The organism is Alkalihalobacillus pseudalcaliphilus, assembly GCF_028610675.1.
In the GTDB taxonomy this organism is placed as follows: Bacteria; Bacillota; Bacilli; order Bacillales; family Bacillaceae_D; genus Alkalihalobacillus; species Alkalihalobacillus pseudalcaliphilus.
In genome coordinates, this window is the sequence record NZ_JAQQWS010000005.1 from 135,029 (window position 1) to 150,985 (window position 15,957).

Annotated in this window: 15 protein-coding genes; all 15 read left to right on the forward strand. The window is 37.4% G+C overall.

What is annotated here, in order from left to right:
• Positions 1 to 393: 393 nt before the first annotated feature.
• The 15 genes from PQ479_RS12490 (at position 394) to PQ479_RS12560 (ending at position 15,921) form a co-directional block, all read left to right on the forward strand.
• Positions 394 to 708 (forward strand): hypothetical protein, encoded by a 315-nt coding sequence (locus PQ479_RS12490; protein ID WP_047987701.1) that lies wholly within the window; start codon positions 394 to 396, stop codon positions 706 to 708.
• Between the two features lie 127 nt (positions 709 to 835).
• A complete protein-coding gene (locus tag PQ479_RS12495; protein WP_069187709.1) occupies positions 836 to 2,023 on the forward strand; it encodes a mechanosensitive ion channel family protein in 1,188 nt (395 codons plus the stop codon).
• Between the two features lie 153 nt (positions 2,024 to 2,176).
• Positions 2,177 to 3,073: an AEC family transporter gene (locus PQ479_RS12500; protein WP_047987702.1), complete on the forward strand. Its 897-nt coding sequence runs from the start codon at positions 2,177 to 2,179 to the stop codon at positions 3,071 to 3,073.
• A 93-nt stretch (positions 3,074 to 3,166) separates the two neighbouring features.
• A complete protein-coding gene (gene dapD / locus PQ479_RS12505) occupies positions 3,167 to 3,889 on the forward strand; it encodes a 2,3,4,5-tetrahydropyridine-2,6-dicarboxylate N-acetyltransferase (protein WP_047987703.1) in 723 nt (240 codons plus the stop codon).
• 83 nt (positions 3,890 to 3,972) lie between these two features.
• Positions 3,973 to 5,172, forward strand: a complete 1,200-nt coding sequence (locus tag PQ479_RS12510) for an aspartate aminotransferase family protein (RefSeq protein ID WP_047987704.1) — start codon at positions 3,973 to 3,975, stop codon at positions 5,170 to 5,172.
• Positions 5,173 to 5,183: 11 nt separating this feature from the next.
• A complete protein-coding gene (locus PQ479_RS12515; RefSeq protein WP_047987705.1) occupies positions 5,184 to 6,308 on the forward strand; it encodes an N-acetyldiaminopimelate deacetylase in 1,125 nt (374 codons plus the stop codon).
• A gap of 86 nt (positions 6,309 to 6,394) precedes the next feature.
• A complete protein-coding gene (locus PQ479_RS12520) occupies positions 6,395 to 6,640 on the forward strand; it encodes a YkuS family protein (RefSeq protein ID WP_047987706.1) in 246 nt (81 codons plus the stop codon).
• A 311-nt stretch (positions 6,641 to 6,951) separates the two neighbouring features.
• Positions 6,952 to 7,503, forward strand: coding sequence for a peroxiredoxin (locus PQ479_RS12525; RefSeq protein ID WP_047987707.1), 552 nt, complete (start codon positions 6,952 to 6,954; stop codon positions 7,501 to 7,503).
• A 72-nt stretch (positions 7,504 to 7,575) separates the two neighbouring features.
• Positions 7,576 to 8,019 carry a TlpA disulfide reductase family protein gene (locus PQ479_RS12530; protein WP_047987708.1) on the forward strand — a complete coding sequence of 148 codons (444 nt, stop codon included), beginning with the start codon at positions 7,576 to 7,578 and terminating at the stop codon, positions 8,017 to 8,019.
• Between the two features lie 355 nt (positions 8,020 to 8,374).
• Positions 8,375 to 10,435 carry an alpha-glucuronidase family glycosyl hydrolase gene (locus PQ479_RS12535; RefSeq protein ID WP_047987709.1) on the forward strand — a complete coding sequence of 687 codons (2,061 nt, stop codon included), beginning with the start codon at positions 8,375 to 8,377 and terminating at the stop codon, positions 10,433 to 10,435.
• 69 nt (positions 10,436 to 10,504) lie between these two features.
• Complete coding sequence (locus tag PQ479_RS12540) at positions 10,505 to 11,548, forward strand: AraC family transcriptional regulator (protein ID WP_069187710.1); 1,044 nt, start codon at positions 10,505 to 10,507, stop codon at positions 11,546 to 11,548.
• 320 nt (positions 11,549 to 11,868) lie between these two features.
• Positions 11,869 to 13,506: an extracellular solute-binding protein gene (locus PQ479_RS12545; RefSeq protein WP_047987710.1), complete on the forward strand. Its 1,638-nt coding sequence runs from the start codon at positions 11,869 to 11,871 to the stop codon at positions 13,504 to 13,506.
• 100 nt (positions 13,507 to 13,606) lie between these two features.
• The gene (locus tag PQ479_RS12550; protein ID WP_047987711.1) at positions 13,607 to 14,560 is read left to right on the forward strand and encodes an ABC transporter permease; all 954 of its coding nucleotides are present in this window, start codon (positions 13,607 to 13,609) and stop codon (positions 14,558 to 14,560) included.
• A 12-nt stretch (positions 14,561 to 14,572) separates the two neighbouring features.
• Positions 14,573 to 15,454 carry a carbohydrate ABC transporter permease gene (locus tag PQ479_RS12555; protein ID WP_047987712.1) on the forward strand — a complete coding sequence of 294 codons (882 nt, stop codon included), beginning with the start codon at positions 14,573 to 14,575 and terminating at the stop codon, positions 15,452 to 15,454.
• 83 nt (positions 15,455 to 15,537) lie between these two features.
• Complete coding sequence (locus PQ479_RS12560; RefSeq protein ID WP_047987713.1) at positions 15,538 to 15,921, forward strand: VOC family protein; 384 nt, start codon at positions 15,538 to 15,540, stop codon at positions 15,919 to 15,921.
• The last annotated feature ends 36 nt before the right edge of the window (positions 15,922 to 15,957 follow it).

A 15,957-nucleotide genomic window follows, 5' to 3' on the forward strand; every position in this document is an offset into this window, starting at 1 on the left:
GGAGGGAATCTTAACAAAGTGAAATTAAATGAATAAAAAACATAGTAAGTATCAAAATAAGACCAAACTACAAGCAGAACATGACACAGCTACTCATCACCAACAAACATGAAAGTTGGTCTTTGCAGCAATGAAGCGAGAAAACTGGGCACCAATGCGGAGCAAATCAAAATACGCCGCATTGAAGTCGGAAAAAGAACCTTTAATACGGCGTAAATGAAAAAGAGTGCTCATTTGATATCGAAAAATAGCTTGTATTTACCGCCATTATAAACTAGTAATTAATTCAAGTGTACGAACCAAGAAGCCTGCACCAACCCATTCCCGTAGCGATATTCGAAGGGGAAAACCATCGTTCTTTAGTTACACTTTCATACAAAAGGAGAAAAAACCATGTTCAAACGTAAAAAAAACTATGTTCGTTCGTATATGCTAGGTTCTATCTTTGGGGGACTTTGTGGTGTAGCGGGAGCACTTTTGATGCAGCCTGGAACCCAAGCTAAAGTTAAAACGATGTATCAAAAGCAAAGAGAGAAGCTAACGGAGAAGGCACCTAAATTATCACAGCACTTACTCGAGCTAGGTGAAGAATGGGCAGAAGACTTAATAGGAAATACAGGAGAAAACAAAAAGGATAAAACGGACTCAGTAGATGTTGGCAAACTTATTCAGACTGTATTAGATAAGGAAGATTGGAAAAAGAGATAGTCTATGATTGGTATAGTATGAATTCTTATATTTTTGATATTTATGCGTTAATCTCACGTACCTTTTTACTTTCATCTACTCATAGATGTGGTAAAATAAGGTCGAATTAAAAAGGTGGGATTAATAAATGGACGAACTTATTCAAGATACGCAAGAGCAAATTGAAAATCAACGAGCCGTTTGGGAACAATGGTGGGATAGATTTCTAAATTTACATTGGGAAGATATCGGGATTGCGATTATCATATTTTTAATTTTCCTTATGCTTCGTAAGGTTTTTACAAAATATGTATACAAATTTATTCTAGCTGTTGCAAGAAAAACCCCCGCTGAAACGATTTCTAACATATTAGCCTCATTTGAACAGCCCTTTAGATGGTTTTGGGTGGTCATTGGTTCATACTTAGCCTTAAAGTATTTGCCATACACGACAGGCAATTTTTTAGATGATTTATACCAGTCGTTTATCATTGCTTTAGTTGGTTGGGGCTTTTTTAATTATTTTTCCCAGCACTCAACGCTTTTTACCAAACTCGCTGAGAAAACGAATTTAGAAGACGATTCAATGCTGATTCCATTCTTGTCAAAATTTATTCGGACAGCCATTGTTGTCTTGACTTTTGTCATCATCATTAGTGGTCATGGTATTGAAATTGGGGCGTTTGTTGCTGGTATGGGTGTTGCTGGTTTAGCGGTATCATTAGCTGCCCAAGATACGATTAGCAACTTCTTAGGTGGTGTTGTAATTGTGACGGAGAAGCCTTTCTCAAAAGGAGACTGGATTGAAACACCGGCGGTAGAAGGAACGGTTGAGGATATATCATTTAGAAGTACGCTTGTCCGAACTTTCTCAGATACACTCGTTACGATTCCAAACTCCACGCTAGCTAATAGTCCAATCACGAACTGGTCTAAAATGAGCAAGCGTCGTGTAGACTTTGAGTTAGGTGTCATGATCGATACGCCAATTGAGCGTGTGAAAGAAGCTGTTCAAGATATTGATGAGCTATTACGAAACCATAAGGATGTACACCAAGATTTGATTTTGGTTAATTTCACAGAAATTAGGGAGTCACGTCTAGGTATTTTTATTTATTACTTTACTAAAACGACAGTATGGTCAGAGTATTTGAATGTAAAGGAGGATATTAATCTAGAGATTCTAAAAATCTTAAAGGAAGATCAAGTGGATGTAGCTATCCCTAGCCAGAATTTAATCGTAACCGACCCAGAAAAAGAAGAAGAACTGGAGTTAAAGGTTAAAGAGCTAGAAGTAAAAGCAAGGCAATTAGAAAATCCTGATTCAAGTGAATAAATAGGCAAGAGGATTGTTTCTTCTACAATGAGCCGGTGACATTTAGCCAAAATGTCACCGGCTTTGCTTATTTTATAGAACACGAATTGGCTTTACGTAAGATATGCTATACTAATCTCATTTAATGATGTAAGAATAAAAGAGGCGATCAGTATGAGTATGTTTTTGGAAGTGGTTCTCCCAGTCTGTATGATTTTTCTAGTCGGTTATTTAATTCAATCTTGGCGGAAAGTAGATATTAAACCGATATCCACATTAGCGATTTACGTGCTAACTCCGGCACTCGTTTTTCGAACTTTCACCAGTTCACCTTTAAACATCAACTATTTTTATATGCTCGTATTTTCTTTATTATTACTAGTATCTTTGATTATCATAAATAAGGTGTTTGTTAAGATAAAAAAATTAGATTCGCAAACAGAAAGTAGTTTAATCCTATCAACGTCATTTAAAAATGCAGGGAATTACGGGGCACCGATCATATTATTTGCGTATGGTGAGGCTGGATTCGCTTTTGCTGTTATGTACATGGTGTTACAGTCAATGATTAATAATTCAGTTGGTGTTTATTATGCGGCAAGAGGTTCATTAGGAATAAGTGTTGCTTTAAAAACGATCTTCACGATGCCCACCACTTATGCGATGTTGATAGCCTTGGTTGTGAATATTTTTGATGTAAACTTATCAGGAGCCATACAAATGCCAATACACTTATTAGCGGAAGCATCCATTCCTGTTGCCATGATTATATTAGGGATGCAGTTAGCGACAATTAGATTTACACAAATTGACTGGTCTTTATTATCGTTCTCTGTCGTGACCCGGTTATTTTTATCACCTTTTATTGCATTTTTGATTACTTTGATGTTACCCATTGATCCACTCTTACAAAAGGTACTGATTGTTACTGCAGCAATGCCAACAGCTGCGATGATTGTCATGTTTGCCGTACAATTTAATTCAAAGCCTCAATATGTATCAACAGTAACTTTGGTTACGACGATACTAAGTATTTTTACAATAACGGGTCTGCTTATAATTCTAGATTAACTTCTTTTTTATCTATGATAATTTGTTTGCTTTTTTTAGAAGAAATCTCTATCATAAGAGAAGATTAGAATATGTTTAGGAGGATACATAACCATGAAAATGATGGATGCAAATGAAATTATTCAATTTATCTCAACAAGTAAGAAAAAAACACCTGTGAAAGTTCATATTAAAGGTGATATTGCAGGAATAGACTTTGGAAATGATACGAAAACATTTATAACAGGAAATACAGGTGTTCTTTTTGGAGATTGGACAGAAATTGAAGCTGTTTTAGAAGAAAACAGTGCAAAAATCGAGGACTATGTGGTTGAAAATGACCGTCGTAACTCGGCAGTTCCTATGCTTGACCTAAAAGGGATTAATGCTCGTATTGAGCCAGGTGCTATCATTCGTGACCAAGTTGAAATTGGTGATAATGCTGTCATTATGATGGGAGCAAGCATTAATATTGGTGCAGTAATTGGTGAAGGTACAATGATTGATATGAACGCTGTCTTAGGTGGACGAGCTACTGTAGGAAAGAATTGCCATATCGGTGCTGGTTCGGTATTAGCAGGGGTCATTGAACCACCTTCTGCTCAACCAGTCATTATTGAGGACGAAGTAGTAGTGGGGGCAAATGTTGTTGTATTAGAAGGAGTTCGCGTTGGAAAAGGTGCTGTATTAGCTGCTGGTGCGGTTGTAACCGAAGATGTACCACCAAATACGGTTGTTGCTGGTATTCCGGCTCGTGTTATTAAAGAAATCGATGAAAAAACAAAAGGTAAGACGGAGATCAAGAAAGAATTACGTCGTTTAAATGAAGATATTTAAGGAACATTTGAAAGTAGCTTTGTTGTACGGGAACTCTCGTCAGCAAGGCTCTTTCCTTACATAAAGCAAAAGGAGAGAGAGAGTTGGATTGGATAAAACGTGATCAAAAAGCCATTATGTCTACATATAACCGCTTACCTGTTACGATTGCCAAGGGGGAAGGTAGTTATTTAATAGATGTTGAAGGTAAAAAGTATTTAGATTTCTTTACAGGATTGGCGGTAAATATATTAGGACATTCTCACCCTAAAATTGTCCAAACATTAAAAGAACAAGGGGAGAAATTCCTCCATATTTCTAATGTTTTCATTAATCAACCAGCAATCATGCTAGCAGAGAGGTTAGTGGAACTTTCCATAGACGGAAAAGTCTTTTTTACCAATTCAGGTGCGGAAGCTACAGAAGCGGCAATTAAGCTGATCCACAAACATTCTGTCCAGGCAGGGCAACATCAAAAAGGTATTGTTGTTTTAGAAAAAAGCTTTCACGGTCGTACTTTAGGAGCGATCAAATTAACACGTCAGCCAGGAGTGTACCAAGATTTCCCAACGACAAATATTCCTGTCTATGAAACAAAGCCTGAGGATATTGAAGAACTTGAGCTCATTTTTAAAGAACATCAACCTGCGGCACTTCTCATGGAGCCAATTTTAGGGTCAGGGGGCATTGTCCCACTATCTAAAAATTATCTGAAAGAGGTTCAAGCCCTTTGTAGACAATATGGAGTTTTACTTTGTATGGATGAAATCCAAACTGGAATCGGTCGAACGGGAACCTTTTTTGCTTATCAGCAAGCAGGTATCGAGCCTGATGTGATTTTATTTGCAAAAGGTGTAGGAGGGGGGTTACCTTTAGGGGGAATTATCGTTGCTGATCCATACGTAAAACTTTTTCAACCAGGGGATCACGGAACTACCTTTGCACCCTCACCATTAAGTGCTGCTTTAGGAAATACCGTTTTAGAGGTTTTACTTGAGGACGGTTTGATGAAGAAAAGTGTAGAGGTTGCGGAGAAGCTTTGGACCGATTTAGAAGGTTTACAGGGTAAATTCCCTCACTATATTGAAAGTATCCGTGGAAAGGGAATGATGGTAGGGATCGCTTTAACTCTTGATGCTAAACAGGTGAAGGTTATACAAAAGCAGTTACTCCACGATGGATATATGGTAGATGTCACACAGCAAACGATTATTCGTTTATTACCTCCGTTAACGATATCTATTGCAGAAATAGAACGTTTAATAACTGCTATTCAAGGGCATTTAGACGAGCTAAGCCAATGAGAGGTGTTAAGATGAATAGACCAACGCCAATTGAGATTAGAAGAGAGCTCCATCAAATTCCTGAACCAGGTTTTGCTGAATATAAAACACAAGCATATCTTTTGCGATACATTCAAACCTTACCGCAGGATTTGCTTCAAATCAAAACGTGGAAGACGGGTATACTTATTTTCGTTAAAGGCTCCGTAGGTAATAGGACATTTGGGTATAGAGCTGATATGGATGGGTTGCCGATAGCTGAACAAACAACGTATCAATCATTTCGCTCCCAACACACTGATTATATGCATGCTTGTGGACATGACCTCCATATGGCAATTGCCCTAGGTATATTAACTCAAGTTGCTGAAAGTCAACCCGTACAGAATCTTTTATTTATCTTTCAGCCTGCAGAAGAAGGTCCAGGTGGGGCAATGCCATTATTACAATCAGCTGAGTTTCGTCAATGGAAGCCCGATGAGATTTTTGCTTTGCATATTGCCCCTGACTATAAGGTTGGAGAAGTTGCGTCTAAGCCAGGATTATTATTTGCTAATACTTCCGAGCTTTTTATTGACTTAAAAGGAAAAGGCGGTCATGCGGCTTACCCACATACAGCCAATGACATGGTTGTTGCGGCAAGTCATTTAGTTACACAGCTTCAAACCATTATTGCAAGAAATATCGATCCCCTTGATTCGGGTGTCGTAACGATTGGGGTTATAAAAGGTGGGACGAAGCAAAACATAATTGCTGATTCAGCCCGAATTGAAGGGACCATTCGCTCGTTATCGATCGAATCCATGCATTCTATTAAAAAGAGAATCAAAGCTTTATTGAAAGGAATTGAAGTAGGATTTGAGTGTGATGCTACAATTGATTATGGTTCAAATTATTGTCAAGTATACAATGATGAGTTGCTAATCAATGAACTAGAGCAATTTTTAGCGAAGAAACCTGCCATTCAATATATTCAATGTAAGGAAGCCATGACGGGTGAGGACTTTGGTTATTTTTTAGAAGATATCCCTGGTTTTATGGTTTGGTTAGGGGTGGATAGTCCTTACGGTTTACATGATGCAAGAATTGAGCCGAATGAAGAAGCTATAACTGTTGCGATTGAGTTATTTACAGACTTTTTCTCCCAACGGTTATGAGCCGAGTAAAGAACATGCATAATTTCTCCGTATAGGGATATTCTAACAAATGCAACAAGTCCCTAAAAACATGGAGGTATAAGAGTATGGCAAGAATTGGTGTTGAACAAACATTAAGTGATGTCGCACAAGAGTTACAATCAAAAGGCTACGAAACAGTCACATTAAAGAATGAGCAAGATGCACAAGGATGTGATTGCTGCGTGATTTCTGGGCAGGATCAAAATGTAATGGGTATTCAAAATGTGGTAACGCAAGGGTCTGTCATTAATGCAGATGGAATGACGGCAGAAGAAGTTTGTCAGCAAGTAGCCAATAAAGTAGGTCACTAATAAATGTGGAAGAACAAAAGAGTATGGAAGGCTTAAGGTCTGCCATACTCTTTTTATGGTTTTTGTCATCTTAACAAACGGGGGAAAGTGAAAGAATTTCGATAAGTGTGATTGCCTATTAAATAAATTGTCAATACTAGTGCATAGAGAAAGAGATATTTTTTACATTTATTCTATAAATATGACAATCCAGTGAAAATAACTAGGTTTTCACTTCTCATTACAAGTAGAATTTAGTTATAATAGGTAACGTATCAAAAGATGCTGTATCTAAATAGGGTCAGCATATAGATTCTAAGGAGGAATTAGTAATGACAGATAAACGTATGGTTGGTAAACAAGCTCCAAGATTCGAAATGGATGCCGTTTTACCAAATAAAGAATTTGGTAAGGTTAGCTTAGAAGAGAACATGAAAGAAGATAAATGGACAGTCTTATTTTTCTACCCAATGGATTTCACATTCGTATGCCCGACAGAAATCACGTCTTTAAGTGACCGTTTTGATGAGTTCGAAGATTTGGATGCTGAAGTAATTGGTGTATCTACAGATACGATTCACACGCACAAAGCATGGATCAATACATCAAGAGATGATAACGGATTAGGCGATTTAGCGTATCCATTAGCGGCTGACACGAATCACGCAGTAGCTCGTGACTATGGTGTTTTAATTGAAGAAGAAGGTATCGCACTTCGTGGTTTATTTATCATTAGCCCAGAAGGTGAGTTAATGTACTCAGTTGTTAACCACAATAACATCGGAAGAGATGTAGAAGAGACGTTACGTGTTCTTCAAGCGTTACAAACTGGTGGCCTTTGCCCAGCTAATTGGAAGCCAGGACAAGAAACATTAAACGTTTAATGATATGATTAAGAGGTCTAACCTTAGTTAGGCCTCTTGTATGCTATTATTTGTGATTAAGGAGGAAAAACGATGGCTCTAAAATTAAGATCACCAATGCCTTCATTAGAAGGAGCGACGACTTGGTTAAACGGTGAAGTAAAAACAGAGGATATTAAGAAGCCTTTGCTTGTTCACTTTTGGTCAATTAGTTGTGGTTTATGTAAAGAGGCAATGCCTAATGTTAACGAGTTTCGTGATGAGTATAAAGACCAATTAGATGTAATTGCTGTGCATATGCCACGTTCCGAAAAGGACCTGAACTTAGAGGAGATTGAAAAGGTAGCACAGGAGCATGGTATTACTCAACCTATATTCGTTGACAATCAGCATAAGCTCACAGATGCTTTTGAAAATGAGTATGTACCAGCGTACTATGTTTTTGACGAAGAAGGTCAATTACGCCATTTTCAAGCAGGTGGCGGCGGAATGAAGATGCTGACGAAACGTGTGAATCGTGTATTAGGAATTAAATAAAGTTTTTTTGCTACCAATTTCTATATGAGTTGGTAGTTTTTTATATGAAAGTGTAGCTAGGGACGATGGCTAGTGTCTTGAAGTTAGTGGGTCATCCATCTTGTGCTAGATGACCTTAACTGGATACTGCTCCCTTTTTGTGCGTGCGACTCCTCATGGTGATGGAGTTGTAAACGGACCAACTGTTTTAATAGTCGCCACTACTTTCATCTTTGTTGGTGGCGAAGTGACTGCGGATGAGGTAATTTGAGTAAGGTAGTATGTAAGGGTTTACAAAATGATAGTTAATCATGTAGACTTAGTTTGTTCGATGGATAAAGTTAGATGAATTTTATTCTTATTTTGGAGGGATCTTATGATAAATGAATGTCGTTCAGAAGCTTATCGGGCATGGTTAAGGTATGAGAAAATCACGGATCAGGCTTGGTTAGATGAAAATGAAAAGTGGCTAAAAAGTGTGATGTCTTTGCAAGAATCAAAAATTAGACAATCAGCAATAGCCGAACTTAAACATGCATTAACCGCATTGACGGGATCAGAACCGAAAGTGGAGGATGCAGAGAGTCCTTATCAGTTGTGGCTTGTAAATAGTCAAGAGCAATTAGTGTCAGTTGACAAGCATTTGTTTGACGGCTTAGAAGAAGATGGATATATCATTAAAACATTGAATGATTTTGATGAGCCTAAGATTCTTATTGGGGCAAATACAGAACGGGGCCTATTATATGGCAGCTTTCACTTTTTAAGAATCATTCAAATGGGTGTTTCTTTATCTGAGTTAAATAGTAAGAATAATACAAAAAATGAATTAAGAATGTTAAATCATTGGGACAACATGGATGGTAGCATTGAACGAGGTTATGCAGGCCAATCCATCTTTTTTGAAAACAATCAATTTACGAAAAATCTTACTAGAATTAAAGATTATGCGAGGTTAATCTCTTCAGTCGGTATCAATGCCGTCTCGATTAATAATGTGAATGTTCATTCTATTGAAACTAGATTATTAACAGCGCATTTTATGGAGGATTTAATTGTCGTTGCTGAGATATTTAGAGATTATGGAGTACAACTTTACTTAAGTATAAATTTCGCCAGTCCGATTGAATTAGGTGAGCTGTCAACAGCGGATCCATTTGAACAAGATGTACGGGAGTGGTGGCAGCAAAAGGTGAATGAGCTTTACCAACATATTCCTGATTTCGGTGGCTTTGTCGTTAAGGCTGACTCTGAACACAGACCAGGTCCTTTCACTTATGGTAGAAACCATGTTGATGGTGCAAATATGCTGGCGGAGGCGTTGGAGCCACATAATGGCCATGTGATTTGGAGAACTTTTGTATACAATTGTTTGCAGGATTGGCGTGATCGTCAAACAGATCGGGCAAAAGCCGCTTATGATCATTTCAAACCATTGGATGGTCAGTTTAAAGAAAATGTTATTTTACAAATTAAAAACGGACCGATGGATTTCCAGGTAAGAGAAGCGAATTCACCTTTGTTTGGGGCCATGAAATCGACCAATCAAATGTTGGAGTTTCAAGTGACACAAGAATATACTGGACAACAGATTGATTTATGTTATTTGCTTCCTCAGTGGAAAGAGATCCTTGAATTCGATACATTCGCTAATGGGGAAGGCACGCCGATTAAACATATTGTCGATGGAAGTACATTTGCCTATGCCAAAAGTGGAATTACAGCTGTAGTTAATATTGGTAATAATGATAATTGGACAGGACACCAACTAGCCCAAGCCAATTTATATGCCTATGGACGGATTGTTTGGGATCCTAACTTAACAGTTGAAGAAATAACGGATGAGTGGGTTCGGCTGACATTTGGTGATCAGCCTGAAGTGATTGAAGAAATCACCTGGATGCTTCTCCAATCTTGGTCGATATATGAAAACTATACGTCACCACTTGGTGTAGGTTGGATGGTGAACCCCCATCATCATTATGGTCCTAATGTTGATGGATATGAATATTCGGTATGGGGCACGTATCATTTTGCTGATCATCAAGGAATTGGGGTTGATCGAACAGTTAAAAGTGGTACAGGTTATACGGCTCAATACTTTGAGGAAAATCAGAAAATGTATGAATCTATTGAAACGTGCCCAGATGAATTGTTACTATTTTTCCATCATGTCCCATACACACATGAATTAAAGTCTGGTGTGACAGTGATCCAACATATATATGATACTCATTTTGAAGGCGTTGAACAGGCTATCCAGTTAAAAGACCGCTGGTATCGTTTAAAAGGAAAAATAGAGGAAGAAAAATATGAGAATGTTATGAATCGCCTCGATAGACAAATTGAAAATGCAAGGCAATGGCGTGATATGATTAATACGTATTTTTATAGAAAGTCAGGCATAGGTGACGAGAAAAACAGGAAAATTTACTGAGCAAAGTCTTTACTAAAAGGAGTTTATCAATCAATACGATCAATTACTTCATAGACTGGAGGAGAAGGTGTGAAACTTACTTTTCTAGATACGCCAAATTTTGATCAACATAAGATAACAACTCCACATAGTTTGGAGGAGTACATGTATCCAGATATAAAAATGGGCTTTGAATTGCTCGGTATGCATGTACGCTCGGTTAAAGACTCATGGGTTTATCCTCGGCATGAGCACTCTAAGTATGAAATTAACTTCCTACTGGAAGGTCATCAAGTCTTTCAAGTAAAAGGTAACACATATCATCTGTTTGCCGGTGACATGGTCTTTGTACGACCAGGAGATAGTCACTCAAGTCAATGTGGTAAAGAGAATGGTTTTACTTATTTTTGTTTGCATTTTGATATGGATGATAAGTTATTCCTTCCTTATTTGCATGAATCGGATGATGTTTTCTTTTCTGCGGAATCAAAGTTGAGTATGTTCATCAGCCCTTATATAAAACGTATGGTTCAATTTTGTAAAGAACATCATATGAGCTTAACTCATTATATTCATATACACACACAGTTGTTTGAGTTATTAGGTGCGCTAATTAAAGGGCTAAACTACGAAAAAGACATACAGCCAGAGAAAGAAAAATATAGACAGGTCGCCTACCAAATTGCAGAGAAAATTGAGAAGCTGGTTAAACGGACTGAAGTTCATCGCTCGGATAATAAAGATAAGACAGGAATAAAAGAAATTGCGAAGGAACTAAATATTAGTAATTCCTATTGCCATAAGCTTTTTAAAAAAGTATATCAGATGTCACCGCGTCAATACTTGTCTTATATGAAATTATCAGAGGCTAAAGCATTATTAATTGATTCTACTTATACAGTTGAACAAATTGCCTATATCCTCGGCTACCATGACAGTGCTCATTTTAGTAGGCAGTTCAAGAGATGGTCAGGCATTACACCAAGTCAATATCGCTTATCAAATGTGAAATGTTCATACGAAACCCACGTGGCGAAGCCGGACTCACTTCATACAACTCCATTACCACTAGGAAGAGCACGCACACAAAAAGGGAGCAATGTCTCATTAAGTCATCTATCGCAAGATGGATGACCAATTAACTTCAAGGCACAACCCATCACCTCTAGGTACACGTTCATACAAAAGGGGAACAGATAAGAGAGATTTGGGTAATTAATCATATTGGAATGTACATGGATTCAGAAAATTTGCATTGTTAAAATAAAAGCAGCTTGAGTGGTATACTACCATGCAAGTTGCTTTTTTAATGAAATATCATGATATGAAAGAATAGCCTTATCATCTTTTATAGTAAGGAGGAGGAATCGACGTATTTTTTGCAAAAATGATAACGCTTTCTTTGGAGCTCTAACTGATTGATTGGTAGAAGAAATCTTTGAGGGGGAAATGTAATGGGTAGAAGTTATCTTCTTTTGTTGGCTTTAACTTTAAGTATATTATTAATGGCATGCTCTGATACTGAATCAGGACAAGATTCTGTTGATGAAAATGGTACGGTCACAATTACAACAGCACGTGTGTTAGATGATGGCACGGTATTTAAAGATGGAGAAAATGTGCATGATAATGTCGTTACAAGATGGGCAGAAGAGGAATTAGGTATTCAATTTGTAACAGAATGGACGCAGCCTAATGATGAACAATTTAATACCCAATTGCGCTTAATGATGTCTTCAAGAGAGAAGTTACCTGATGTATTTTTAGTGTCAAACAATAATATAAAGGCCGATTTACTTGAATCAGGACAAGTCATGACAATTGATCAAGCGATTGAGCAGCATGCAACACCGAGACTTAAAGAATTATTTGAAAGATTTCCAGAAGCTTTCTATCCTTCAACAAACGATGGTGATAGATATGGTATCCCAAGGTATTCTGGTGGAAATGGCTCGGATACATTACTTTGGTTAAGACAGGATTGGTTGGATCAATTTAATCTAGAAGCACCGCAAACGATAGAAGAATTAGAAGAAGTGATGGAAGTATTTGTGAATGAAGATCCAAATAATTCGGGTAGGAATGATACGATCGGACTTACTTTGGCAGCGGGGGATAATGGGTTTAGAGGCGGTAATATTGCAGATGCGAGTTGGGTTTTTGGAGCTTATGGCGATTATGTGCCTGGTGCTTGGAGCCAAGCTACAGATGGTTCCTTAGTTTACGGTTCCATTCAACCCAGCATAAAAGAAGGCTTAGCCAAATTAAGAGAATGGTATGGAAATGGTTATCTAGCAACAGATTTTGCAATCTTAAGTGCAGGTGATGCACAGGAAAGTTTTATCTCGGGAAGGTCTGGTATAATGGCGGCTCCACCATGGGCACATGGTTATCCTATTGGGGAAATTGCTCAAGTTGTTCCAGATGCAGTGGTAAAACCATTTGAACATGTAACGGGACCAAATGGGCAAGCTGGTAGAAGAGGGGAAGGCCTCATTGTGGGCTCGTTTTTATTTAATAGTGAATTCGAGCATCTCGATAAGTTTTTTGAATATTGGGATGCCATTATCGGTTACACACTTGGAGAATCCGATTACTTTGAATATGGGTTATTTGAAGGGTATGACTATGTTTTGCAAAATGGTGATCCCGTATATAATATCGATGAATTTGAAGAAATTACAGGAGAAAAACATGTCGATCCAGGTAGATATTTTTTACCAACGAATGTTCCTACGATTCCGTTTGAAATGTATAGTCTCTTAGAAGAGTTTCATGACACAGGTAGAGAGCCTACTAACGGGTATGAAGCGGGGTTAGCAGGTAGAGATCCGGATTATATTGAAGCTGCTGCGATTGTAAATAAACAAAATGATATACGTATTGTTCAGGAATTTACAGGACCACCTACGGAAACGATGGTGAGTAGAACGGAGCATCTAGAAAGAATGGAAGACGAGTTATTTGCCGATATTATCTTAGGCAATAAACCGTTAGAGGCTTTTGATGATTTTGTAGATGAATGGAAACGTGCAGGTGGTGATCAAATCACGATAGAGGTCAATGAATGGTATGATTCTGTACGTGATTAATAGGTAGTCTGTTCATGGTGTGAACGATTTTAAAGAAATTGGAATTGTTCACACCATTTTTATTAGGTTAATACTTCTTTTGGTACAAGGAGGAGATTATGTGCAGAGCCAATCAGTTGTTAAGAAAGAATTACATAAAAAAAATCAAAAGAAAAAGCAGAAATGGAACTTTAAACGAACATGGCAATTACATGTTTTATTAATTCCAGCCCTGATTCTTGGACTTATATTTCAATATGGTCCCATGTTTGGCATTATCATGGCGTTTCAGGATTATAAGCCTTGGTTAGGTTTTTTTGATTCCCAATGGGTCGGTTTTGAACACTTCCGAACGATGTTGGAATACGATTATGCGAGACAAGTCATTTGGAATACGTTAATCATTTCTTTATTAAAAATGATTTTTGGTCTCATTGTACCGATTACGGTTGCGTTACTTTTAAATGAAATGTACAAAATAGTCGTCAAGAGAACAGTTCAAACGATTATTTATTTACCTTATTTTCTCTCCTGGGTTATTTTAGGTGGAATTTTGCTAGATTTACTTTCACCCGATGGGGGACTTGTTAATCAAGGTCTAGCGTGGTTTGGTGTTGATCCGATCTTTTTCTTAGGAAGTAATGATTGGTTCCGAACAACGGTGATAATCAGTGATTTGTGGAAGGAAACTGGTTTTAATACGATAGTATTTTTAGCTGCTATTACGGCGGTTAATCCTAGTTTATACGAAGCCGCGGTAGTGGATGGGGCAAATCGTTGGAAACAGACTCTTTATATTACATTACCGGCGATGTTACCAATCATTATTGTTGTTGGAACGTTATCTTTAGGAAACGTACTAAATGCCGGATTTGATCAAATTTTTAACCTATACAATCCACTTGTGTATCAAACAGGTGATATTATTGATACTTATGTTTATCGTGTTTCGTTAGTCAGTGGAGACTTTAGTTATGGTACAGCTGTAGGTTTGTTTAAATCAGTGATTAGCCTATTTCTAATTATTATCGGTTATCGTTTGGCCTACAAATATGCTAATTGGAGAATTTTTTAGGAGGGATAACCTATGCGTATGTATAAAACGAAAAGCTATACAATTTTTACGATTTTTAATTATAGCTTTTTAATTATCTTGGCTGTACTATGCATACTTCCACTTATCCATATTTTTGCCGTATCATTAAGTGGGAGTGGGGCTGCTGCGGCTAATATCGTATCTTTTTGGCCAGTTGATTTTACATTAGATGCTTATGAACGGACGATTGCTAATGAGAACTTTATCCGCTCGTTTATCATTTCTCTCGTTCGAGTTATTTTAGGTACAGTCATATCTATGGTTGCCTTATTATGTGCCGCTTATTCTTTATCTAAATACGATCATGAGTTTAAAGGTCGAAAATTATATGTCTGGTTTTTTATTTTGACGATGTTGTTTAATGGTGGATTAGTACCAACCTACATGGTTGTGACAGGCTTAGGTTTAACAAATACGATTTGGGCGTTAGTTTTACCAACCGCTATTAATGCTTTTAATTTAATATTACTATTAAACTTTTTTAGAACATCGGTACCCAAATCTTTAGAGGAATCAGCATTAATTGATGGTGCTAACCATATTCAAATTTTCATAAAAATATATTTACCCATTGCGATACCTGCGATTGCTACCGTTTCACTTTTTACGATGGTTTTTCATTGGAATTCTTGGTTTGATGGAATGATTTATAATAATGATGCTAGGAATTATCCGTTGCAAACATTTTTACAGACGATTATCGTGCAACAAGATTTTAGTCAAATCACAGACGCAGAGACGTTACGAAATTTATCGCAAAGAACTGTTCAATCTGCTCAGATTTTTATCGCTGCTTTACCGATGTTACTCGTCTATCCGTTTATTCAAAAGTATTTTGTAAAAGGAATTGTATTAGGAGCGGAGAAAGAGTAAATGTCTATCCAACCCACAAGTCGAGCATGAACTAGAAACTGATATTCAGTGATTATGATTGAGAATTAAAAGAGGTGAGTACATTGATCGAATCCTTGTCGATTCATCATGTGAGTTTGGCAGTTACAGATATCGAACAGGCTAAATATTTTTACGGGAAGTTGTTAGGGTTTCCTGAAATAAAACGACCTAATTTTTCTTTTCCAGGAGCATGGTATCAAGTGGGGGAACAACAGCTTCATTTAATTGTGCAGCCAAAATCTGAGACATTACGGACAGGTACAATCGATTCGAATGAAGGGCATTTTGCTATTCGTGTGAAAAGTTATGACAAGACGTTATACGAATTAAAAAGTAAAGGAATAGAGGTCGTAGAAAAGCCGTTGAGTATGAGTGGCTTTGCACAGATTTTTTGTATGGATCCAGATAGGAATATCATAGAGTTTAATGTGGAGCAGGGTCACTGAGGAGTATGAAGAATGAGTGTCGAAAAAAGAAGGCTA